This window comes from Amycolatopsis acidicola (assembly GCF_007713735.2).
Lineage (GTDB): Bacteria > Actinomycetota > Actinomycetes > Mycobacteriales > Pseudonocardiaceae > Amycolatopsis_E > Amycolatopsis_E acidicola.
On the sequence record NZ_VMNW02000004.1, the window covers coordinates 1 to 21,388 of the forward strand.

A 21,388-nucleotide genomic window follows, 5' to 3' on the forward strand; every position below is an offset into this window, starting at 1 on the left:
GGCTGGAGGAGGGCGGTGGGGGCGTGGTCATTTCTGCAGGCTCCATTGCGTGACGGTCCGGGCGGGTGTCCAGCCGGTGAATCCGCCGAGTGGGGCGGCGTGTTCGACGGCGACCCGGACGAGTTCGCCGCCGTGCTCGGCGTAGGCCGTGGCGAGGGTTTGTTCGGACTCCAGCGTCACGGCGTGCGCGACGAGCCGGCCGCCGGGGGCGAGCGCGGCCCAGCACGCGGGCCACGCCGAAAGGCCGCCGCCGAGGAACACCGCGTCGGGCGCGGGGAGGTCCGCAAGCGCTTGCGGCGCCGCGCCGGTGACGACGCGGATGTCCGGTACACCAAGGTTTTCCGCGTTCCGGGCGATCCGTGCGGCCCGCTCCGGCACGCGCTCGATCGCGATCGCCCGGTTCCGCGGATGCACCCGCGACCACTCGACGGCCACGCTCCCGGCACCGGCGCCGACGTCCCACAGCAGCTCCCCGGGCGCGGGCGCGAGGCGGGCGAGGGCGAGCGCGCGCAGGTCGCGTTTGGTGAGCTGGCCGTCGTGCTCGAAGGCGTCGTCCGGCAGGCCCGCGACGGTCGACAGCCCACGCCCGACGCACTCGATCGCGACGACGTTGAGCGGCCCCACCTCGGCCGACCACGCGCCGGCGAGCGCCTCGACACGGCGTTCCGCCGGGCCGCCGAGCTCCTCCAGCACCGTCATCCGGCTCTCGCCGAACCCTTGCGCCGTCAGCAGTTCCGCGATCGTCGCCGGGGTCGACGCGTCCGAGCTGAGCGCCAGCACCCGCGCGCCCGAGCTCAGCGCCCGCGCCAGCCGGTGCACGTTCCGCCCCACGACGCTGACGACTTCGGTCTCCTCCGCGGACCAGCCGAGCCGCGCGCGGGCCAGGGTGACGGACGACACGGCAGGCACGATTTCGACGTCCTCGAACCGCCGCACGAGCGTCGTGCCGATGCCCGACAGCATCGGGTCGCCGCTGGCCAGTACGCCGATCCGCCGCCCGGCGTACTCGGCGACCAGCCCGTCGAGCGCGGGCAGCAGCGGGCTCGGCCACGGCACTTTCGGCAGGTCGAGCGGCACCAGGTCCAGCTGCCGCGCGCTGCCGAACAGCACGTCGCAGCCGCCGATGGCGGCCCGCGCGTGCTCCGGCAGACCGGCCCAGCCGTCGGCCCCGATCCCCGTCACAACGATCGTCACGAAGCGAAACCGTATGCGATGATGCCTGGCGACGGTCGTCGTGGAACCCGGTGCAAGACCGGGGCGGTCCCGCCACTGTGACCGGCCGGCAACGGCCGGGAGCCAGAGCTTCGGCGTCGTTGCGTGCTTTTTCGCCAGGCACGCGGCCAGATCAGGTGGGCGCGGACCCGCCACGAGCCAGAGGAGTGCGATGCGGCCGTATCCGTTCACCGCTGTCGTCGGGATGCCGGATCTTCGGCTGGCGCTCGTCCTGTCGGCCATCTCACCCGCGATCGGCGGCGTGCTCGTGCGCGGCGAGAAGGGCACGGCGAAATCCACGATGGTGCGCGCGCTCGCCGGGCTGCTGCCCGAGGTCGAGGTCGTGCGCGGCTGCCGGTTCTCCTGCGACCCCGCGGCGCCGGACCCGGCCTGCCCCGACGGCCCGCACGACGGCCCCGCCGTGCAACGCCCGGCTCGGCTGGTCGAGTTGCCGGTCGGCGCGGCGGAAGACCGCGTGGTCGGTTCGCTGAACCTGGAGCGCGCGCTGGCCGAAGGCGTCACGGACTACCAGCCCGGTCTGCTCGCGGCGGCGCACCGCGGCCTGCTCTACGTGGACGAGGTCAACCTGCTGCACGACCACCTCGTGGACACGCTCCTGGACGCGGCGGCGATGGGCCGCGCGACGGTCGAGCGTGAGGGCGTGTCGGTCTCGCACGCGGCGAGGTTCGTGCTGATCGGCACGATGAACCCGGAGGAGGGCGAGCTCCGGCCGCAGCTGCTGGACAGGTTCGGGCTGACCGTCGAGGTGGCGTCGAGCCGAGACCCGGAGCTGCGCGCGGAGGTCGTCCGCCGCCGCCTTGCCTACGAGGCGGATCCGGACTCGTTCGCCGCCCGCTACTCGGCGGAGGACGCCGAGCTGGCGAAGGAAATCCAGGCGGCACAGGAGTTGCTGCCCTCGGTCGTGCTGACCGACGAAGCCTTGCGCCAGATCGCCGAGGTGTGCGCGTCCTTCGAGGTGGACGGGATGCGCGCGGACATCGTCACGGCCCGCACGGCGGTCGCGCACGCCGCGTGGAGCGGCCGCGCCGAAGTGTCCACTGAGGACATTCGCGTGGCGGCGAGGCTCGCGCTGCCGCACCGTCGCAGGCGGAACCCGTTCGACGCGCCGGGAATCGACGAGGAACAGCTCGAGCAGGCGTTGCAGGACGCGGAGCCGGAAGGCCCCGGCCCGGACGACGACGGCCCCGGCTCGGGTTCCGACGCGCCGTCGTCCGAGGATGGTCCGCAGCCGGACGGCGACCAGGGCCACCAGCGGCAGCCGGACGCGGGCGGGCAGCCGTCGGACTCCGGGACCCAGCACGCGGGTGCCGGAAAGCCTTACCGGGCAAGGCTGTTCAAGGTCGCCGGGGTCGGCGAGGGCGAGCGTGGCCGCCGCTCGAAGGCGATCACCGACAGCGGCCGGACGGTCGGCGTCCAGCCGTCGAGCGTGCGTGAAGGCAAACCGCACCTCGTCGCGACACTCCGCGCGGCGGCTCCGCACCAGCGCGGCCGCGGCCGCGGCGGGGCGGGATTGGTGCTGCGCAAGGGAGATCTGCGCTACGCGCTGCGTGAGGGCAACGAAGGCAACCTCGTCCTGTTCTGCGTGGACGCGTCCGGGTCGATGGGCGCGCGGGCGCGGATGCGCGAGGTCAAGGCCGCCGTGCTTTCCCTGCTGCTGGACGCCTATCAGCGCCGGGACAAGGTCGGGCTGGTGACTTTCCGCGCGGGCGCGGCCGAGTTGTCGCTGCCGCCGACGATCAGCGTCGAAGCCGCGGCCTCCCGGCTCGAAGCGCTGCCCACCGGCGGGCGGACCCCGCTGGCCGAAGGTTTGCTCGAAGCGGCACGGGTGTTGCGCGTGGAGTCGATCCGCGATCCGCGCCGCCGCCCGTTGCTGGTCGTGGTCACCGATGGCCGCGCCACGAGCGGGCCGGACGCGGTGCGCCGCGCGCAGGCGGCGGCCGGGTTGTTCGAGGGCGTCACGTCGCTGGTGATGGACTGCGAGACCGGGCGGATGCGCCTCGGGCTGGCCGCGGAGCTGGCGGAGCACCTCGGCGCGGAGCACGTGCCGCTCGGCGAGGTCGCGGCGGATTCCCTTGCGGGAGAAGTGAAATCCCGGCTGCGGAGGGCCGCCTGATGCCACAGGGCAAACCCGAGGTCGTCCCCGACGACGGGCTCACCACGCGCCAGCGCCGCAACCGGCCGGTGTTCGCCGTGCACACCGGCGTGATGAAGGGCAAGTCCACCGCCGCCTTCGGGATGGCGCTGCGCGCCTGGAACCAGGGCTGGTCGGTGGGCGTGTTCCAGTTCGTCAAATCCGCGAAATGGCGGGTGGGCGAGGAATCCGCGTTCCGCGCGCTCGGCAGGCTCCACGACGAGACCGGCGAAGGTGGGCCGGTGGAGTGGCACAAGATGGGCGAAGGCTGGAGCTGGTCGCGCAAGGCGGGCACGGACGAGGACCACGCCGCGAACGCGCGTGAGGGCTGGGCGGAGATCAAACGCCGGCTCGCCGCCGAGACGCACGGGTTCTACGTGCTCGACGAGTTCACGTACCCGCTGAAATGGGGCTGGATCGAGGTCGCCGACGTGGTCGAGGCGATCACGAACAGGCCGGGCCGCCAGCACGTCGTGATCACGGGCCGCGACGCGCCCGCCGAGCTGATCGAGGCCGCGGATCTCGTCACCGAGATGACGAAGATCAAGCATCCGATGGACGCCGGGCAAAAGGGCCAGCGGGGGATCGAGTGGTAGCCAGGGTCGTCATCGCGGCCCCGGGCTCCGGACACGGCAAGACCACCATCGCCGCCGGGCTGATGGCGGCGATGCGGGCGCGCGGGATCAGGGTTTCGGGGCACAAGGTCGGCCCGGATTTCATCGACCCGAGCTATCACGCGCTGGCCACCGGGATGCCGCCGCGCAACCTGGATCCCTTTCTGCAGAGCGAAGAACTGCTCGTGCCGCTGCTGTTGCACGGCGCCGCGGAGCTGGCCGTGATCGAGGGCGTGATGGGCCTGTTCGACGGCGCGCTCGGCACCGAGGGCTACGCCTCCACGGCGCACGTCGCACGGCTGCTCGGCGCGCCGGTGGTGCTGGTGGTGGACGCGAGCGCGGCCAGTCGCAGCGTCGCCGCGACGGTGCTGGGGTTCGCGCAGTACGACAGGCGCATCGAGCTGGCGGGCGTGATCCTCAACAAACTCGGCTCGCAGCGCCACGAGGACGAGATTCGTGCCGCGCTCGCGCCGACGGGGATCCCGGTGCTCGGGGCGTTGCGCCGCAGCGAGGACATCCACGCGCCGAGCCGGCATCTCGGGCTCGTGCCCGCGGCCGAGCGGGCGGCGGAGTCGCAGCGGCTGTTGCCGAAGCTCGCGGAGTGGATCGCGCAAGGCGTGGATCTCGAAGCCGTGGTGCGGGTGGCGCGAGGCGCGCCCGCGTTGACGGGAAAGCCTTGGCAGCCCGCGGGTTCGTGGTCGGGCAGGAGGCGGGTGGTGGCCGCGGCGGCCGGGCCCGCGTTCACGTTCCGCTACACCGAGACCGACGAACTCCTTGCCGCGCAAGGCCTCGACGTCGTCGAGCTGGATCCGTTGCGGGACAAGACGTTGCCCGATGACTGTGCCGGACTGTACTTCGGTGGCGGCTTCCCCGAGGTGCACGCCGAGGAGCTGTCGGCGAACCTCCCGCTGCGCGAGGAGCTGGCGGACGCGATCCACAATGGACTTCCGGTCGTCGCGGAATGCGCGGGGTTGTTGTATCTGTGCAAGGAGATCGACGGCCTGCCGATGATCGGCGCGCTCGACGCCGTGGCGCGGATGAGGAAACGCGGTGCGCTCGGCTACCGGCGTGCGACGGCTCCGGCGGAGCACCTGCTCGCGACGCCCGGTGAGCAGGTCACCGGGCACGAGTTCCACCGCACGGAAGTCCTTCCCAGGCAAGGGAAAACGCCAGCCTGGGAGTGGGACGGCGAGGCCGAGGGGTTCGCTTCGCGGACGCTGCACGCGTCCTACCTGCATGTCCACTGGGCCGGGCATCCCGCGCTGGCGAGCCGGTTCGCGGCTGCGGTGCACGCCCATGGCTGACTACGATCTGCACCACCACGGCGATGTCGAAGTCGGCGGCGGGCTGGTGGATCTGGCCGTGAACGTCCGGCTGCCCGAGCCGCCGGCGTGGCTCCACAAGGAATTGGCGGACGCGCTCACGGACCTCGCGGCGTATCCGGACGCGAGCGAGGCGACGGCCGCGGTGGCGGCGAGGCATGGCCGCGCTGTCCGGGACGTGCTCGTGACGGCGGGGGCCGCGGAGGCTTTCACTTTGCTGGCAACGGCTTTCCGTTCGCTCAAGGCCGTGGTCGTGCATCCGCAGTTCACCGAACCCGAGGCGGCGCTGCGGGCGGCGGGGCACGACGTGCGCCGCGTGCTGCTCTCCGGTGACTACGAACTCGATCCCACGCTCGTTCCCGAGGACGCCGAGCTGGTGTTCGTCGGCAACCCCACGAACCCGACGTCCGTACTGCATCGCGCGTCGGCGTTGCGCGCGCTGGCCCGGCCCGGCCGGTTGGTCGTGGTCGATGAAGCCTTCCTTGACGCCGTGCCAGGCGAGCCGGAATCCCTTGCCGGGGAGGCGGTTCCGGGTGTGGCCGTGATCCGGAGCCTGACCAAGACGTGGGGGATCGCCGGACTGCGCGCGGGGTACGTTCTCGCGGAACCATCCGTGATCGAGCGGTTGTCGGCCGTTCAACCGCCATGGTCGGTTTCCACGCTGGCCGCCCGCGCTGTCGTCGCCTGCTGTCGTCCGGCCGCGCTCGAAGAAGCCGGGCGGCTTGCCCTCGACGCCGAGCGGGACCGCGAAAATCTGGTCGTGGGCCTGGAAGAACTCGGCATCAAAGTGCTCGGGGCACCCCGGGCGCCGTTCGTCCTTGTCGAGACACCCGGCGCCGACACCCTGCGCCTGCGCCTGCGGGAAGCCGGTTACGCCGTTCGCCGCGGGGACACTTTCCCCGGGCTGAGCACAGATCACCTTCGCGTTGCCGTGCGGTCGCCGGAAGTGACAGAAGGCTTCCTCCGGGCGCTGCGCAACTTACGATGGCCGAGTGACAGATGAGCGGGAGTTGTCGACACCCGTACAGCCGGTCTCGGCGGCCAAGGCGGTCGCGGATCGGCTGATCGCCGCGATCGCGGTCGGCGACTACTCGGCGGGCGCGCGGCTCCCGGCCGAACGCGAGCTCGCCGAGATGCTCGAAGTCAGCCGGGTGACGGTGCGGGCGGCGCTGGCGGAACTGCGCAAGGCCGGGTACGTGGAGATCCGGCGCGGGCGCACCGGCGGCTCGTTCGTGCGCGGGGACTGGGCCGAGCGGACGGCCGACGAGGTGCGGGAGCGGCTGAGCAAGGACTGGTCGCAGCTGGAACAGCTCTTCGACCTGCGGCGGCTGGTCGAGTCGCTCGTCGCCAGGACGGCGGCCGAGCGCCACACCCTGGAGGACGACGCGGCGCTTCTCGGTGCGGTGAAACGGTACGAGCAGGCGAATACCGGCACGGGTGCCCGCTCGGCCGACGTGGATCTGCACCGCTGCGTCGCGGCCGCGGCGCACAACCCGTTGTTGGCGGATCTCAGCAGGCGCCTGCTGGCGCAGGTCAGCCTCGGCATCAGCCACGAGCCCTTCACCGCGCCGCAACACGAAGTGGCGCTGGCACAACACCGGGCGCTGGTGGACGCGATCACCGGCAGCGACCCCGACACCGCGGCGATCGTCGCGTCGGAACACTTCAGCGTCTCCGAACACGAGGTGCGGCGGGCCGTGGGCCGCGCTTGAACGGCGCTCAAGGCAGCCGTTGCCCCGCGATCCGGCCCGGCGCAAGGATCAGCCGAGCGCGAGGAAAACCCCGGCGGTGGCGACCTCCACGCACGCGCCGAGCACGTCGCCGGTGATTCCGCCCAGCCGCCGCGTGCAGCGCCACAGCACGACGCCCGCCGCGAGGTAGCCGATCACCACCGCCAGCGGCCCGCGCCACCAAGGCAGCCCTGGGATCAGCACGGCCAGCCCCGCGGCCACCACGAAGACCAGCACTGCCAACGGGATCGGCACCGAACCCGCCACCGTCGCCCCGAGCCCGGACGGCCGCGCCGAGGGCACGCCCCGCGCGCAACACAGCGACAGCACGCACCGCCCGGCCAGCACGCCCGCCATGGCGGCGGCCACCCCGCCGGCCGACAACGCTCCACATTGGACGATCAGCACCAGGACCAGCGTGGCCACCCCGGTGGGCCCGGAATCCCCGCGCCGCATGATCTCCAGCGCGCGTTCGCGGTCGTACGACGCGCCGAGCCCGTCGGCCGTGTCGGAGAGCCCGTCCAGGTGCAGGCCACGACTGCCGAGCGCGACCAGGCCGACAGCCAGCCCCGCCGACGCGAGCCCCGGCAGGCCGAGTGCGTTCCCGCCCCACATCACCAGACCGGCCAGCGCCGCCAACGGGATCACCGCGACCGGGGCGAGCAACATGGCGCCGCCCGCGACCCGGCCGTCGATGCGGCGCGGCGGTGGGACCGGAAGGGCGGTCAGCGTGCCGACCGCCATCCGCAGCGAATCAAGCAAGATCGGCCAGCAGCCCCATGTCGGAGATGATCGCCTGCGCCGCGCGCAACGTCGTCACCGCCTGGACCGCGCCGCTGCCTTCGCCGAGCCTCAACCCGAGGTCGAGGATCGGCTCCAGCCCGAGCGCCTTGAGCGCGTACGCCTGGGACGGCTCGGTGGAGCGATGCCCGGCGAGCCACCAGTGCACGGCGTCCGGCGCGATCTCCCGCGCCACCAGTGCTGCCGCGCCGGAGAAAACACCGTCCAACAGCACCGGCACACCGCGCGCCGCGCCCTGCACCAGGAAACCCGCCGTCGCCGCGGCGCAAGCGCTTCCCAACGCCGTGAGCACCGCGAACGGATCCGATCCGCGCGGCCGCGCGAGCGCGCGCTCGACCACGGCGACCTTGCGCGCCCGGCCTTCCTCGTCCACGCCCGTGCCGGTGCCGACGACCTCCTCGGCGGGCACCCCGAGCACCGCGGCGACCAGCGCGGCGGCGACCGTGGTGTTGCCGATACCCATGTCCCCGGGGATCAGCAGGTCCGCACCCGCCGCGATCTCCGCGTTCGCGACCAGGCGGCCCGCGTCGAAGGCACGCTCGGCTTCGCCCGGCTCCAGCGCGTCGGTGAAGTCGATCGAACCCGAGCCGCGGCGGATCTTGTACTGCCGCACCTCCTCGGGCACGTCGGCCAGCTCGTCGTCCACCGCGATGTCCAGCACCCGCACCTTGGCGCCGACCTGCCGGGCCAGCACGTTGACCCCGCTCTTGCCCGCGAGGAACACACGCACCATCGCGGCCGTGATCTCGCGCGGGTACGCCGAAACCCCGGAGACCCCGTGGTCACCGGCGAAGACCACCACGCGCACGTCGTCCAGCGGGCGCGGCGGCACCATGCCGTGCGCGGCGCTCAGCCAGGCGGCCAGTTCCTCCAGCCTGCCCAGCGCGCCGAGCGGTTTGACCAGCGCGTCCAGCCTGGTCAGCGCTTCCTCACGGGCATCGGAGTCCGGCAGCGGAATGTCGATCACAGCAGCGCCCTTTCGCCGAGGTGCAGTACACGCCCGGCCACCACGAGCTGGACGCTGTCCGATTCCGCGGCGACCCGGTTGTTGAGCGCCCCCAGCACATCACGAAACACGCGCCCGGACACCGTCGCGGGCACCACACCCATGCCGACCTCGTTGGTGACCGCGACGATCGGGACGTGCGCTTCCCGCCAGGCGTCGAGGAAATCCTCCATGCGCTCGTCGAGGCGCAGCTCCCAGCCCTCGGCCTGGTCCCACGCGCCGACCTCGCCCAGCACCCGGCTCACCCAGGTGCCGAGGCAGTCGATGAGCAGCGGTCTCGACGCCTTCCGCACGGTGGCTGCCAGGTCCTCGGCCTCGACCGTGCGCCAGTTCGCCGGGCGGCGGGCCTGGTGCAGGGCCACTCTCGCGGCCCATTCCGGATCGTCTTCGGAGGCCGGATAGCCGGGGGCCACGTACACGACCTCGGGGTGGCTGTTCATCAGCCGCTCGGCGTGGCGGGACTTGCCCGAGCGCACCCCGCCGAGGACGAGCACCTTGTCCTCGTCGCGCCCGTACCGGCGGAGCTGCCGGGCGGCGAACTCGAGCGACGTGGCGAGCCGCTGGGTCAGCTTGGTCATACCCGGCATTCTCGTGCACCGGCTACCGTCACGTTCGTGGTGTATGCAAGATCGTTGACCGCGCTGGGTCTCGCGGCCGGCTACGCACTGGATTCGGCGGTCGGTGACCCGCGTCGCGGGCATCCGGTGGCCGCGTTCGGCCGGGTGGCGGGCGCGCTGGAACGCCGGATGTGGGCCGACTCGCGACCGCGCGGCGCCGCGTACGCCGTCACCTGCGTCGGAGCTGCGGCCGGTCTTGGCGCGGTGGCGCAAACGTTTGCCCGGAAGCCTTTCGCGCGCTTCGCGGTCACGGCCATCGCCACGTGGGCTGTGCTCGGCGGTCGCGGCCTCGCCCGCGAGGGTGACGTGATGGCCGGGCTGCTCGAAGCCGAAGATCTGCCCGCGGCCCGCGTCCGCCTCGGGCATCTGTGCGGGCGGGACGCCACGAATCTGGACACGAAAGAGATCGCCCGCGCGGCGACGGAGTCCATTGCCGAGAACACTTCCGACGCCGTGGTCGCCCCGCTGGTGTGGGGCGCCGTGGCCGGGTTGCCCGGCCTGCTCGGCTACCGCGCACTGAACACTTTGGACGCCATGGTCGGCCACCGCTCGTCCCGGTACGAACGGTTCGGCTGGGCCGCCGCGCGCGCCGACGACGTCGCCAACCTCGTCCCCGCCCGGCTGGCCGCGCTCGCCGCCGCCTGCTGCGCGCCGCTGCTCGGCGGGAGCCCTCGCCGCGCCTGGCGGGTGTGGCGGCGGGACGCGGGGCAGCACCCGAGCCCGAACGCCGGACAGGTCGAGGCCGCTTTCGCCGGGGCGCTGGACATTCAGCTCGGCGGCATCAACACCTACGGCGGCGTGACCGAGGATCGCGGCACGCTCGGCGACGGGGTCACGCCCGAGGCGGCGGACCTTCGGCGCTCGGTGCGATTGTCGCGGCTGGTCGGGCTCGCCGCGCTGGCCGTGGCGGTGGCGCGATGAGCGTGCTGATCGCCGGGACCACCTCGGACGCCGGGAAAAGCCTTGTCACCGCTGGGATTTGTCGCTGGCTGGCGCGGCAGGGGATCAGCGTCGCGCCGTTCAAGTCGCAGAACATGTCGAACAACTCGATGGTCTGCGCGGACGGCGCGGAGATCGGCCGCGCGCAATGGCTCCAGGCGCGTGCCGCCGGGGTCGAGCCGGAGGCGGCGATGAACCCGGTGCTGCTGAAACCGGGCAGCGACCACCGTTCGCACATCGTCGCGCTCGGCAAACCGTTCGGCACGCTCGAAGCGGGCGAGTACGCGACCGGCCGGAAAGCCTTGGCACAACTGGCTTTCGACACTTTCGCGGAGCTGCGCACGCGGTTCGACGTGGTGGTGTGCGAGGGCGCGGGCAGCCCGGCGGAGATCAACCTGCGCGCGGGCGACTACGTGAACATGGGGCTGGCGCGGCGGTTCGACCTGCCCGTGCTGGTGGTCGGCGACATCGATCGCGGCGGGGTGCTGGCCGCCATGTACGGCACGAAAGCCTTGCTGGAGCCGGAGGATCAGGCGCTGCTGGCGGGCTGGATCGTGAACAAGTTCCGGGGCGACGTGGGGTTGTTGCGGCCGGGCCTGGACAAGATCGCGGAGCTGACCGAGCGGCCGGTGCTGGGTGTGCTGCCGTGGCTGGACGGGGTATGGATCGACTCGGAGGACGCGCTCGCCGCGGCGGGCTGGGCGCGTGAGCCGCAGCGAGGTTCGCTAGGCGTTGCCGTGGTGCGGTTTCCGCGCGCCTCCAACGCGACCGACGTGGACGCCCTCGCCGCGGAACCCGGCGTGACGGTGCAGCTGACCGCGGAGCCGGATGTGGTGCGCGCCAGCGACATCGTGGTGCTGCCCGGCACTCGCGCCACTGTGGACGATCTGGGGTGGCTGCGCTCGCGCGGCCTCGACCGCGCGCTGGCCGAACGGGCCGCGGCGGGCAGGCCGGTGCTCGGGATCTGTGGCGGTTACCAGATGCTGGCCGGGAAGATCGAGGACGACGTGGAATCCGGCGCTGGTGCCGTGGACGGGCTGGGGCTGCTGCCGACCACTGTGTCTTTCGCGGAGGAGAAGGTGCTCGGCCGTCCGGTCGGGGAGTGGCGCGGGCACGAGGTCGACGCGTACGAGATCCACCACGGCGTTGCCAGCGCGCACGGCGAAGCGGAACCTTTCCTCGACGGCTGGCGCGTGGGTTCGGTGTGGGGCACCACGTGGCACGGCACGCTCGACAACGACGGCTTCCGTCGCGCCTGGCTCGCCGAAGCGGCCGCGCAGTGCGGAGCGGACTGGGCGCCGAGCCCCGGCGCGCCGGGCTTCGCGAGCCTGCGGGAGTCCATGCTGGACAGGCTCGCCGACGCGATCGACGAGCACCTCGACACCACGGCGTTGCTGCGGCTGATCAGGCCATGATGACCTGCACGCCCTCCAGTTCGAAGGCCTGCACGAGGCTCTGGTTCGCGTCCGTGTCGGTGACCAGCACGTGCGCGTCCATCGTGGCGCAGATGCGGGCGAACGCGTAGCCGCCGAGCTTCGAGCTGTCCGCCACCACGACCACTTGCCGGGCGCGGGCGGCCAGCAACCGGTTCACGCTCGCCTCCGCCTCGTGGTGGGAATACAGTCCGCGCAACGGATCCACCGCGTCCACCCCGATCAGCGCGAGGTCGAGGCTGACCTCGTGCAGGATGAGTTCGGCGAGCGGCCCCGTCAACTCGAACGACCGGGCGCGCGCGACCCCGCCGGTGGCGACGATCTTGATGGACTGGCGCACCGTGAGTTCGTGCGCGATGTTCAGCGCGTTCGTGACCACCGTGAGCGCCGGCGCGTTGTCGGTGTTGTTGAACTCGGGGCGCGTGGCTATCGCGCGGCTCACCTCGGTGGCCGTGGTGCCCCCGTTGAGCCCGATGACCATCCCGCGCTGCACGAGTTTCGCCGCGGCCGCCCCGATCCGTTGCTTTTCGGCGGAGTGTGTGGCCGCCTTGTGGCGCAGGGGAAGGTCATACGCGACATTCCCGGCGACGGCGCCGCCCCTGGTGCGCGTCAGCAGTTGCCGGCCTGCGAGGTGGTCCAGATCGCGCCGGATCGTGGCCGGCGAAACCTGGAGCTCCTTCGCGGTCTGCTCGACTTCGATCCTGTCGCGCTGCCCGACCATTTCGAGCAACGTGTTCAGGCGTTCGTGTCGATCCACGCCTAACTACTACCCGCTTTCTCGGCGAGAAGGAAATCGGTTGCCGTGTGGTACGCCGGGGATCACCCGGCAGGCTGTTGGCTTTTCGCTCACAATGCACGCAGGAAGGCGAGCGATGGCATGAAAAAGTATTCGCCGCCCTTCAGCGTGACCATCCGCGATACCGGATCGGCGGCCGTTACGCCGTTGCGGCCCCATTCCGGTGCAGTGCACTGGCCGATCAGCGGATCCCGGCCCGGGCGTGATCCGTCCGGGGTGATCGGGAATCCGGTGTCATTGGCCCACAGGCGCTGGGTGAACTCGAACTGGTTGCCGAGATTGCTGTTGAATGCCATGAACAACAGCCCGACGCCTGAGGTGGGGCGCAAAATGGGTGGCAGGTCGGTGCCGGGGTCGTCCAGCCTCCTGCCGTAGGTTTGCCCGCGCCGTGCCATGAGGTGCAGCCGTTCTCGCTCGGGCGGCTCGGCTCCACCTGATCCGCGTGGGTTGGTTTTGCGGATGTGGGCGTGGAATGGGCATTTGCGGCCCAGCTTGTCGTTGTCGTAGGTAAAATCGTTGGCGTCGGGGGAAACGAGCGGGGTCCCGTCGGGGAAACGGCCGATCAGCGTCGCGCCGGGCTGCCCGGAATCGTCGAGCCTTTTCTCTGTTTCCTTGAACAGGCGGACGTTCTGTTCCAGCTTGCGGAAGACGAAGTAGCTGCCGAAATGCACGCCGGGATCGGGTGCCGCGGTGTCGGAAACCAGCACCTGGCTCAACGGGGCGGCCGGATCCCATTCACCGGTGGCACACTCGTGGTCCTCGGTCAGGAACAGCGGCTGGCTACGCCCGTCGACGTACCCGAAATGCTCGATGCCGTCCCCGTTCTCGTTGGTCATCCCGTGCCCGGTCTCCTCGCCGAGCACCCGGACGGACTCCGGCCGCAGCGCATCGATCCGGTCCCGCAAGGCCCACACCGGCCCGGGCCGCGCGTCCCCGATCAGCAGTATCGCGTCGATCGCCTGGCGGTACGGTTCGTCCCAGTCCTGTACCGGCGGGTCCGCGAGCTTGGGTGCGGCTTTCTTCGCGCCGCCAAGGAAAGCGCTGTCGGTGGGCGCGGTCGCGATGCCGAGCGTGGCGTACCCGCCGGCGGTCAGGCCGAGGCCGATGTACGGGGTGCCAGGAGTCTTGGTGGCCTTGAAGGCCGCGACCTCTTCCAGCTGCGCACGAGCGGATTTCATGAGGCGCGCCACGGAGCTGAGGAACGCACGCGCCTCCGCACCATCGCGGAATTCGAGTAGCAGCACCTGCAGGTGGTCGCGGACGTGGGCCTTCAGGATGTTCGGCTGCAGTTCGTCGAGCATGTCCGCGGCGTCGCCGGTCGTCGTGCGCCAGCTCAGCTGCGTGGACAGGTCAACGGGCATCGGTGCCCCTCCTCGGTGGACTCACGAGGCCGCCCCCGGTAAACCGCCTCCCTTTTAAGGAGCCGATTCGCTCGGGCAAATGCATCCAGCACCCTTTTTCACCCGAACGTCGTAGTGATCAAGGGAAAAAGCCGCCCCCCGCCTGATCGCCCTTCCCACCCACTCATCCGCCGCCCGGCAACGCGAAGCGAGCCGTCCCGACGACCACACCCCTCCGCCGCTCCGATCCCCAGCCCCAAGATCGCAAACACTCACCGATCGGGGCGGCGGAGGGGTCCCCTAGCGCGCCCTGCGCGCGTCCGTTGCTGTCCCAAGCTGAGCCAAAGCAAGGCCGAGGGGAAAAGACAAAGAAGCCCCTCGCCGGGGAGGCTGGCTCCGGGATAACAGGGGGTTTTGCAGATCCACTCACCGCAAGTGGGTGGTTGCGTCGGTGGTCATCCCGTCGCCTGCGGTAGCGGTATGAGGGCCAGGGCAGGCGACGGGATGACCACCAACTCGGTCGGGTTCAAAGACCCCCGCTCCGCTACGCGAAGAAACCCGCTCTGCTACGCAAAGAAACCCGCTCCGCTACGCAAAGAAAGGCGCCCGCGACGGCTCCATTGCCGTGCGGGCGCCCAGTCTTTGCCGTCCCTACGTGAGCGGGCGGTCCGTGGGGGCGATGGGGGCGGGCAGCAGGTCCCGATCCGGCACCAGGTACCTGTCCACGGCGGCAGCCGCCGAACGGCCTTCGGCGATGGCCCACACGATGAGCGACTGGCCGCGGCCCATGTCCCCGGCCACGAACACGTTGTCCACGCTGGTCCGGAAGTCCTTGTCCCGCGCCACGTTCCCGCGCTGGTCCAGGTCCACGCCCAGCTCCGTCAGCAGCCCTTCACGCTGCGGGCCGACGAAGCCCATCGCCAGCAGCACGAGCTGTGCGGGCAGTTCCTGCTCGGTGCCTTCGACCGGCACGAACTTGCCGTCCTCGTTGCGCACCTCGACCAGCCGCAGCGCACGCAGGTTGCCCTCGTCGTCCGCGAGGAACTCCTGCGTGTTGACCGAGTAGAGCCGTTCGCCACCCTCCTCGTGAGCCGACGAGACCCGGTAGATCATCGGGTAGGTCGGCCACGGGTGCGCGTCCGAACGCGACTCGGGCGGCTTCGGCATGATCTCCAGCTGCGTCACGGAAGCGGCGCCCTGGCGGTGTGAGGTGCCGACGCAGTCCGCGCCCGTGTCACCGCCGCCGATGACCACGACGTGCTTGCCTTCGGCGCTGATCGGCGTCTCGTCCAGGGTGCCGGCGGCGACCCGGTTGGCCAGCGGCAGGAACTCCATCGCCTGGTACACGCCGGTCGTCTCCCGGCCGGTGATCGGCAGGTCACGCCACGCCGTCGCGCCGCCGGCCAGGACGACCGCGTCGTACGCCGAGTGCAGCTCGTCCACGGTGACGTCCACGCCGACGTTCACGCTGGTGCGGAATTCCGTGCCCTCGGCGCGCATCTGGTCCAGCCGGCGGTCGAGCCGCCATTTTTCCATTTTGAACGCCGGGATCCCGTACCGCAGCAACCCACCAGGGGCATCGGCCCGCTCGAACACGACCACGTCGTGCCCGGCGCGGGTCAGCTGCTGGGCGGCGGCCAGCCCGGACGGGCCCGAGCCGACGACAGCGACCTTCTTGCCCGTCTTGGTCTTCGGCGGCTGCGGGGTGACCCAGCCTTCCTCCCAGGCCCGGTCGATGATCGAGATCTCGACCCGCTTGATGGTGACCGGATCGTCGTTGATGCCGAGCACACAGGCGGTTTCACACGGGGCGGGGCACAGCGTCCCGGTGAACTCCGGGAAGTTGTTCGTCGCGTGCAGCCGCTCGATCGCTTCCTGCCAGTCCTGGTTCCACGCCAGCGTGTTCCACTCCGGGATCAGGTTCCCGAGCGGACAGCCCTGGTGACAGAACGGGATGCCGCAGTCCATACAGCGCCCGGCCTGCTTCTCCAGTTTCGTGGAGGCGAAGTCCTCGTAGACCTCGCGCCAGTCCCGGATCCGGATGTCGACCGGCCTGCTCTTCGGGGTTTCCCGTTTGGTGGTCAGAAAGCCCTTGGGGTCAGCCATGAGCGGCCTCCATGATCGCCTCGTTCACGTCGCGGCCGTCGCGTTCGGCCGCGGCCTGTGCCTGCAGAACCCGCTTGTAGTCCTTCGGCATGACCTTGCCGAACCGCTCCACGGCGACGTCCCAGTCTGCCAGCAGCGCGTGCGCGACGGCGGATTCCGTTTCCACGTAATGCCTTTCCACCGCGTCGCGGAGGAACTCGGTGTCCTCGTCGTCGAGCGGGTCGAGGTCGACCATCTCGCGGTTGACGCGCAGCGGCGTCAGGTCGAGCACGTAGGCGACCCCGCCCGACATGCCCGCCGCGAAGTTCCGCCCGATCCCGCCGAGCACCACCACGCGCCCGCCGGTCATGTACTCGCAGCCGTGGTCGCCGACGCCCTCGACGACAGCCAGCGCACCCGAGTTGCGCACGCAGAACCGCTCGCCGACCTTGCCGCGCAAGAAGATCTCGCCCGCGGTCGCGCCGTAGCCGATCACGTTGCCCGCGATGATGTGCTCTTCCGCGGCGAACTGCGCCTCCTTCGGCGGCCGGACGATGATCCGCCCACCGGAGAGGCCCTTGCCGACGTAGTCGTTGCCGTCACCGACGAGCCGCAGCGTGATCCCCTTCGGCACGAACGCGCCGAAGGACTGGCCCGCGGTGCCGGTGAAGGTCACGTCGATCGTGTCGTCGGGAAGGCCCTCGCCGCCCCACTTCTTCGTCAGCTCCGAGCCGAGCATGGTGCCCACGGTCCGGTTGACGTTGCGCACCGGCAGTTCCAGTTTCACCCGGTCACCCGAGGACAGCGCGCCCTCGGCCAGCTGGATGAGCGTGTTGTCGAGCGCCTTGTCCAGCCCGTGGTCCTGCGCCACGACCTGGTGCCGGGCCGCGCGCGGCTCGAGGTCGGGCACGTGGAAGACCGGCTCCAGGTCGAGACCCGCGGCCTTCCAGTGCTCGACGGCGCGCCGCTTGTCCAGCATCTCGGCGTGCCCGACGGCTTCCTCGATCGACCGGAAACCCAGCCGCGCCAGGTACTCCCGCACTTCCTGGGCGATGAACTCGAAGAAGTTCACCACGTACTCGGCCTTGCCGCTGAACTTCTCGCGCAGCTTCGGGTTCTGGGTCGCCACGCCCACCGGGCAGGTGTCGAGGTGACAGACCCGCATCATGATGCAGCCCGACACCACGAGGGGCGCGGTGGCGAAGCCGAACTCCTCGGCACCGAGCAGCGCGGCGATCACGACGTCGCGGCCGGTCTTGAGCTGACCGTCGGTCTGCACCACGATCCGGTCCCGCAACCTGTTGGCCAGCAACGTCTGCTGCGTCTCGGCGAGGCCGAGCTCCCACGGGCCGCCCGCGTGCTTGATCGACGAAAGCGGCGAGGCGCCGGTACCGCCGTCGTGCCCGGAGATGAGCACCACGTCGGCGTGCGCCTTGGACACGCCGGCCGCGACCGTGCCGACGCCGACCTCGGACACCAGCTTCACGTGGATGCGGGCCGCCGGGTTGGCGTTCTTCAGGTCGTGGATCAGCTGCGCCAGGTCCTCGATCGAATAGATGTCGTGGTGCGGCGGCGGGGAAATGAGCCCGACTCCCGGCGTCGAGTACCGCGTCTTCGCGATCCACGGGTACACCTTGCCGCCGGGCAGCTGCCCGCCCTCGCCGGGCTTCGCGCCCTGCGCCATCTTGATCTGGATGTCGTCGGCGTTGACCAGGTACTCGCTCGTCACGCCGAACCGGCCACTCGCGACCTGCTTCACCGCGGAGCGGCGCTCGGGGTCGTACAGGCGCTCGGCGTCTTCGCCGCCCTCACCGGTGTTGGACTTGCCGCCGAGGCGGTTCATCGCGATCGCCAGCGTCTGGTGCATCTCCATCGAGATCGAGCCGTAGGAGATGGCGCCGGTGGCGAACCGCTTGACGATCTCGGAGACCGGCTCGACCTCCTCGATCGGCACCGGCTCGCGCTCGCCCTCCTTGAAGTCGAAGAGCCCGCGCAGGGTCATCAGCTTCTCGGCCTGGTCGTCGACCGCCCGCGTGTACTCCTTGAAGATCTCGTACTTCCCGGAGCGCGTGGAGTGCTGCAGCTTGAACACCGTCTGCGGGTTGAACAGGTGCGGCTCGCCCTCGCGCCGCCACTGGTAGTCCGCGCCGGTCTCCAGCTCGCGGTGGCTGGCATGCATGTCGTCGCGCGGGAACGCGTACTTGTGCCGCTGCCCGACTTCTTCGGCCAGCGTGTCGAAGCCGACGCCGCCGAGACGCGAAGTGGTGCCCGCGAAGCAGGTGTCGATGACCTCCGCGCCGAGCCCGATCGCCTCGAAGATCTGCGCGCCGGTGTAGGAGGCCACTGTGGACACTCCCATCTTCGACATCGTCTTGCGCACGCCCTTGCCCAGCGCCTTGATCAGGTTCCGGGTGGCGAGCTTCGGCGTGATGCCCGGGATCCGGCCCTGCTGGGCCATTTCCTCGACGGTCGCCATCGCCAGGTACGGGTTCACCGCGGCGACGCCGTACCCGATCAGCAGCGCGATGTGGTGCACCTCGCGCGCGTCACCGGCCTCGACGATGAGGCCGACCTGAGTGCGCGTCTTCTGCCGCACCAGGTGGTGGTGCACCGCGCCGGTGAGCAGCAGCGACGGGATCGCCGCGTGGTTCGCGTCCACGCCGCGGTCGGACAGCACGATCAGCCGCGCGCCGTCCTCGATGGCCTCGGACACCTCGGCGCAGATCTCGTCGAGGCGCTGCACGAGCGCCTTGCCCCCACCGTGCACGTCGTACCGGCCGAGCACGGTCACGGCCTGGAACTCCGGCAGATCGCCGTCGTCGTTGATGTGCACGAGCTTCGCGAGCTCGTCGTTGTCCAGCACCGGGAACGGCAGCACGACCTTGCGGCAGTGCTCCGGCCCGGCGTCGAGCAGGTTGGACTCCGCGCCCAGCTGGGTGCCCAGCGAGGTGACCAGCTCCTCGCGGATGGCGTCCAGCGGCGGGTTGGTCACCTGCGCGAACAGCTGGGTGAAGTAGTCGAAGATCTGCCGCGGCTTGCTGGACAGGCTCGCCAGCGGCGAGTCGTTGCCCATCGAGCCGATCGGCTCCGCACCGGTGCGGGCCATCGGTTCGAGCAGCGTCTCCAGCTCTTCTTGGGTGTAGCCGAAGGACTGCTGCCGCCGCACGAGCGAAGCGTGCGTCGGGACCTCGCGGTCACGCTCCGGCAGCTCCTCGAGGTTGAGGATGCCGTTCGCGGTCCACTCGTCGTACGGGTGCTGCGCGGCGAGCTGGCCCTTGATCTCCTCGTCGTCGATGATCCGCCCTTCGGCGGTGTCCACGAGGAACATCCGGCCCGGCTCGAGCCTGCCCTTGCGTACGATGCTCGACTGGTCCAGCTCCAGCACGCCGACCTCACTGGCCAGCACGACGAGCCCGTCCTCGGTCACCCAGTACCGCGCGGGACGCAGGCCGTTGCGGTCGAGGACCGCGCCGATCTGGGTGCCGTCGGTGAACGAGACGAGCGCCGGCCCGTCCCAAGGCTCCATCAGCGCGGAGTGGAACTCGTAGAAGGCCCGGCGGGCCGGGTCCATTTCCTCGTGGTTCTCCCACGCCTCCGGGATCATCATCAGCACCGCGTGCGGCAGCTTGCGCCCGCCGAGGTGCAGCAGCTCCAGCACCTCGTCGAAGGACGCCGAGTCGCTCGCCCCGCGCGTGATCACGGGGTAGATCCGCTTGAGGTCACCGGGGATCAGGTCGGTGGCGAGCATCGACTCGCGCGCGTCCATCCAGTTCCGGTTGCCGCGCAGCGTGTTGATCTCGCCGTTGTGCGCGACGTACCGGTACGGGTGCGCCAGCGGCCACGACGGGAAGGTGTTGGTGGAGAAGCGGGAGTGCACGAGCCCGATGGCGCTGGTGACGCGCGCGTCGGTGAGATCGGGGAAGAACCGCTCCACCTGAGGCTCGGTGAGCATTCCTTTGTAGACGATCGTGCGCGAGGAAAGGCTCGGGAAGTACACGCCTTCCGGCTCCAGCGCGTGCTCGGCGCGTTTGCGCACGCAGAAGGCCGCGCGCTCCAGCGCCAGATCGGTGACACCTTCCTCGCGCGAGGCGAGGAAGAGCTGGGTGAAATGCGGCATGACGGACTTCGCCGTCGGGCCGACGTGCTCGTCGTCGATCGGCAGTTCACGCCAGCCGAGCACCTTCATGCCCTCTTCGGCCGCGATGCTTTCGATCGCGCTCATCGCCCGGCCGCGCGAAGTTTCGTCGGTGGGCAGGAAAGCCGTGCCCACGGCGTACGCGCCGGCCTCGGGAAGGTCGAAATCGACGACCTCGCGGTAGAACGCGTCGGGGACCTGGATCAGGATGCCCGCGCCGTCGCCCGTGTCGGGCTCCGCTCCACGGGCGCCCCGATGTTCGAGATTTCGCAGCGCGACCAGGGCCTTCCGCACGATCTCGTGATCTCGCCGCCCGGCGAGATCGGCGACGAAGGCGACGCCGCAGGCGTCGTGTTCGTATTGGTCGTCATACAAGCCTGCCGGCTTGCTCGTGCTGTGGCGGGTCACGGCTGGCCGCCTCCTCGGGCGTTCGGCGGCCAGGGTTCACCCGATCGTGCAGGCCTTTTCCGGCCTGGCTAACACGGTTGTCCCGGACCGCGATGGTCAGTCGAGAGGAATTCGGCGAGGTGCGCTGCACTCGGGCAGGAGCCATCGCCCGGCCGCACGTCACTGTGTGGCCGTCGTTCTTGGTGCACGTCGTTGGGCGTTTTGCTCGGTTTTCGCCGGCTTGGCGCTCGAAGTGGTGAGAGCACCGTTACGGCGTGGTTGTTACTCCCGGGTTCGCCGGTCTTATGACAGTAGTGTGAATGAGCCGTTATCGATATACGTCGATCGCACCGCGTGGGAAATGCCACGTCCGCGTTGACTCCGCACCACTGTCCGTACCTGCCCCGGAGTCGCGGGGCTGACCAGGTCAAACGGGGGTCAGCGAGGTCGGCGTGATCGATTCACCGGGTCATCTTCCTGGCAGTACCCGGTAACCGGAGTGTTACTCAAGCTGCCGCCGTACGGGGGAGTAACAATGCTTCTCCGGCAGGAGTTAGTGCCGCCGGAACGCGTTCCCAGGGTTCTCCGGAGCGCGCCGGAGCGATGAATCCGCGAGTGGCCAGAGTTCGCGCGCACGCCTGGTCGCAGCAGGCGAGTCCGTCGAAGAAGAGATCCGGCTCACTGCTGCAGGTGATTTCGGCGCGGCCGGAGGCCACGGCACGCAGCAGGGCCAGTTCGCGGTGGTTCAGTTCGCTCGGGTCCGGGGGCATGTCGACTCCTCGTGGTTCTCGCCCTCGATTAAAACTCCCGGTTCACCCC

The 21,388-nt window shown here is 70.6% G+C and carries 16 protein-coding genes and 1 riboswitch; of the genes, 7 read left to right on the forward strand and 9 right to left on the reverse strand.

Annotated elements, in window-relative coordinates:
* Positions 1-27 precede the first annotated feature (27 nt).
* Positions 28-1,194, reverse strand: coding sequence for a precorrin-6y C5,15-methyltransferase (decarboxylating) subunit CbiE (cbiE, locus tag FPZ12_RS04245; protein ID WP_243769666.1), 1,167 nt, complete (start codon positions 1,192-1,194; stop codon positions 28-30).
* Positions 1,195-1,199: 5 nt separating this feature from the next.
* Positions 1,200-1,326: riboswitch (cobalamin riboswitch) on the forward strand.
* A 58-nt stretch (positions 1,327-1,384) separates the two neighbouring features.
* On the opposite strand from cbiE, the gene FPZ12_RS04250 reads away from it, so the two are divergent.
* From FPZ12_RS04250 to FPZ12_RS04270, 5 genes are read left to right on the forward strand one after another with little or no spacing between them, the layout of a single operon-like run.
* A complete protein-coding gene (locus tag FPZ12_RS04250; RefSeq protein WP_144759298.1) occupies positions 1,385-3,346 on the forward strand; it encodes a putative cobaltochelatase in 1,962 nt (653 codons plus the stop codon).
* The gene (cobO, locus tag FPZ12_RS04255) at positions 3,346-3,960 is read left to right on the forward strand and encodes a cob(I)yrinic acid a,c-diamide adenosyltransferase (protein WP_144759295.1); all 615 of its coding nucleotides are present in this window, start codon (positions 3,346-3,348) and stop codon (positions 3,958-3,960) included. Before FPZ12_RS04250 ends, cobO begins: the two co-directional genes overlap by 1 nt.
* On the forward strand, positions 3,954-5,282 hold the full coding sequence (locus tag FPZ12_RS04260; protein ID WP_144759292.1) for a cobyrinic acid a,c-diamide synthase CobB: 1,329 nt from the start codon (positions 3,954-3,956) through the stop codon (positions 5,280-5,282). The genes cobO and FPZ12_RS04260 overlap by 7 nt, the downstream gene beginning before the upstream one ends.
* Positions 5,275-6,303 (forward strand): Rv2231c family histidinol phosphate aminotransferase CobC, encoded by a 1,029-nt coding sequence (cobC, locus tag FPZ12_RS04265; protein ID WP_144759289.1) that lies wholly within the window; start codon positions 5,275-5,277, stop codon positions 6,301-6,303. The genes FPZ12_RS04260 and cobC overlap by 8 nt, the downstream gene beginning before the upstream one ends.
* The gene (locus FPZ12_RS04270; RefSeq protein ID WP_144759285.1) at positions 6,293-7,012 is read left to right on the forward strand and encodes a FadR/GntR family transcriptional regulator; all 720 of its coding nucleotides are present in this window, start codon (positions 6,293-6,295) and stop codon (positions 7,010-7,012) included. Before cobC ends, FPZ12_RS04270 begins: the two co-directional genes overlap by 11 nt.
* Before the next feature lie 48 nt (positions 7,013-7,060).
* On the opposite strand, the gene FPZ12_RS04275 is transcribed toward FPZ12_RS04270, so the two are convergent.
* From FPZ12_RS04275 to cobU, 3 genes are read right to left on the reverse strand one after another with little or no spacing between them, the layout of a single operon-like run.
* Positions 7,061-7,774, reverse strand: a complete 714-nt coding sequence (locus tag FPZ12_RS04275) for an adenosylcobinamide-GDP ribazoletransferase (protein WP_144759282.1) — start codon at positions 7,772-7,774, stop codon at positions 7,061-7,063.
* A gap of 10 nt (positions 7,775-7,784) precedes the next feature.
* Positions 7,785-8,798, reverse strand: coding sequence for a nicotinate-nucleotide--dimethylbenzimidazole phosphoribosyltransferase (cobT, locus tag FPZ12_RS04280; protein ID WP_144759279.1), 1,014 nt, complete (start codon positions 8,796-8,798; stop codon positions 7,785-7,787).
* Positions 8,795-9,415, reverse strand: coding sequence for a bifunctional adenosylcobinamide kinase/adenosylcobinamide-phosphate guanylyltransferase (gene cobU, locus FPZ12_RS04285; RefSeq protein WP_144759276.1), 621 nt, complete (start codon positions 9,413-9,415; stop codon positions 8,795-8,797). The genes cobT and cobU overlap by 4 nt, the downstream gene beginning before the upstream one ends.
* Before the next feature lie 36 nt (positions 9,416-9,451).
* Here cobU and FPZ12_RS04290 point away from each other — a divergent pair, with 36 nt between their 5' ends.
* Both FPZ12_RS04290 and FPZ12_RS04295 read left to right on the forward strand, forming a co-directional pair.
* A complete protein-coding gene (locus tag FPZ12_RS04290; protein WP_144759273.1) occupies positions 9,452-10,375 on the forward strand; it encodes a cobalamin biosynthesis protein in 924 nt (307 codons plus the stop codon).
* Positions 10,372-11,808 (forward strand): cobyric acid synthase, encoded by a 1,437-nt coding sequence (locus tag FPZ12_RS04295; RefSeq protein ID WP_144759270.1) that lies wholly within the window; start codon positions 10,372-10,374, stop codon positions 11,806-11,808. Before FPZ12_RS04290 ends, FPZ12_RS04295 begins: the two co-directional genes overlap by 4 nt.
* Here FPZ12_RS04295 and FPZ12_RS04300 read toward each other — a convergent pair.
* The 5 genes from FPZ12_RS04300 to FPZ12_RS46280 form a co-directional block, all read right to left on the reverse strand.
* Positions 11,798-12,583, reverse strand: a complete 786-nt coding sequence (locus FPZ12_RS04300) for a DeoR/GlpR family DNA-binding transcription regulator (protein ID WP_144759267.1) — start codon at positions 12,581-12,583, stop codon at positions 11,798-11,800. The two genes, FPZ12_RS04295 and FPZ12_RS04300, sit on opposite strands and share 11 nt — an antisense overlap.
* An 89-nt stretch (positions 12,584-12,672) precedes the next feature.
* Positions 12,673-13,983, reverse strand: a complete 1,311-nt coding sequence (locus FPZ12_RS04305) for a Dyp-type peroxidase (RefSeq protein ID WP_144759264.1) — start codon at positions 13,981-13,983, stop codon at positions 12,673-12,675.
* Positions 13,984-14,613: 630 nt separating this feature from the next.
* On the reverse strand, positions 14,614-16,068 hold the full coding sequence (locus FPZ12_RS04310; RefSeq protein ID WP_144760888.1) for a glutamate synthase subunit beta: 1,455 nt from the start codon (positions 16,066-16,068) through the stop codon (positions 14,614-14,616).
* Positions 16,061-20,590 (reverse strand): glutamate synthase large subunit, encoded by a 4,530-nt coding sequence (gltB, locus tag FPZ12_RS04315; protein ID WP_144760885.1) that lies wholly within the window; start codon positions 20,588-20,590, stop codon positions 16,061-16,063. Before gltB ends, FPZ12_RS04310 begins: the two co-directional genes overlap by 8 nt.
* 485 nt (positions 20,591-21,075) lie before the next feature.
* A complete protein-coding gene (locus tag FPZ12_RS46280; protein ID WP_144760882.1) occupies positions 21,076-21,339 on the reverse strand; it encodes a hypothetical protein in 264 nt (87 codons plus the stop codon).
* Positions 21,340-21,388 lie beyond the last annotated feature (49 nt).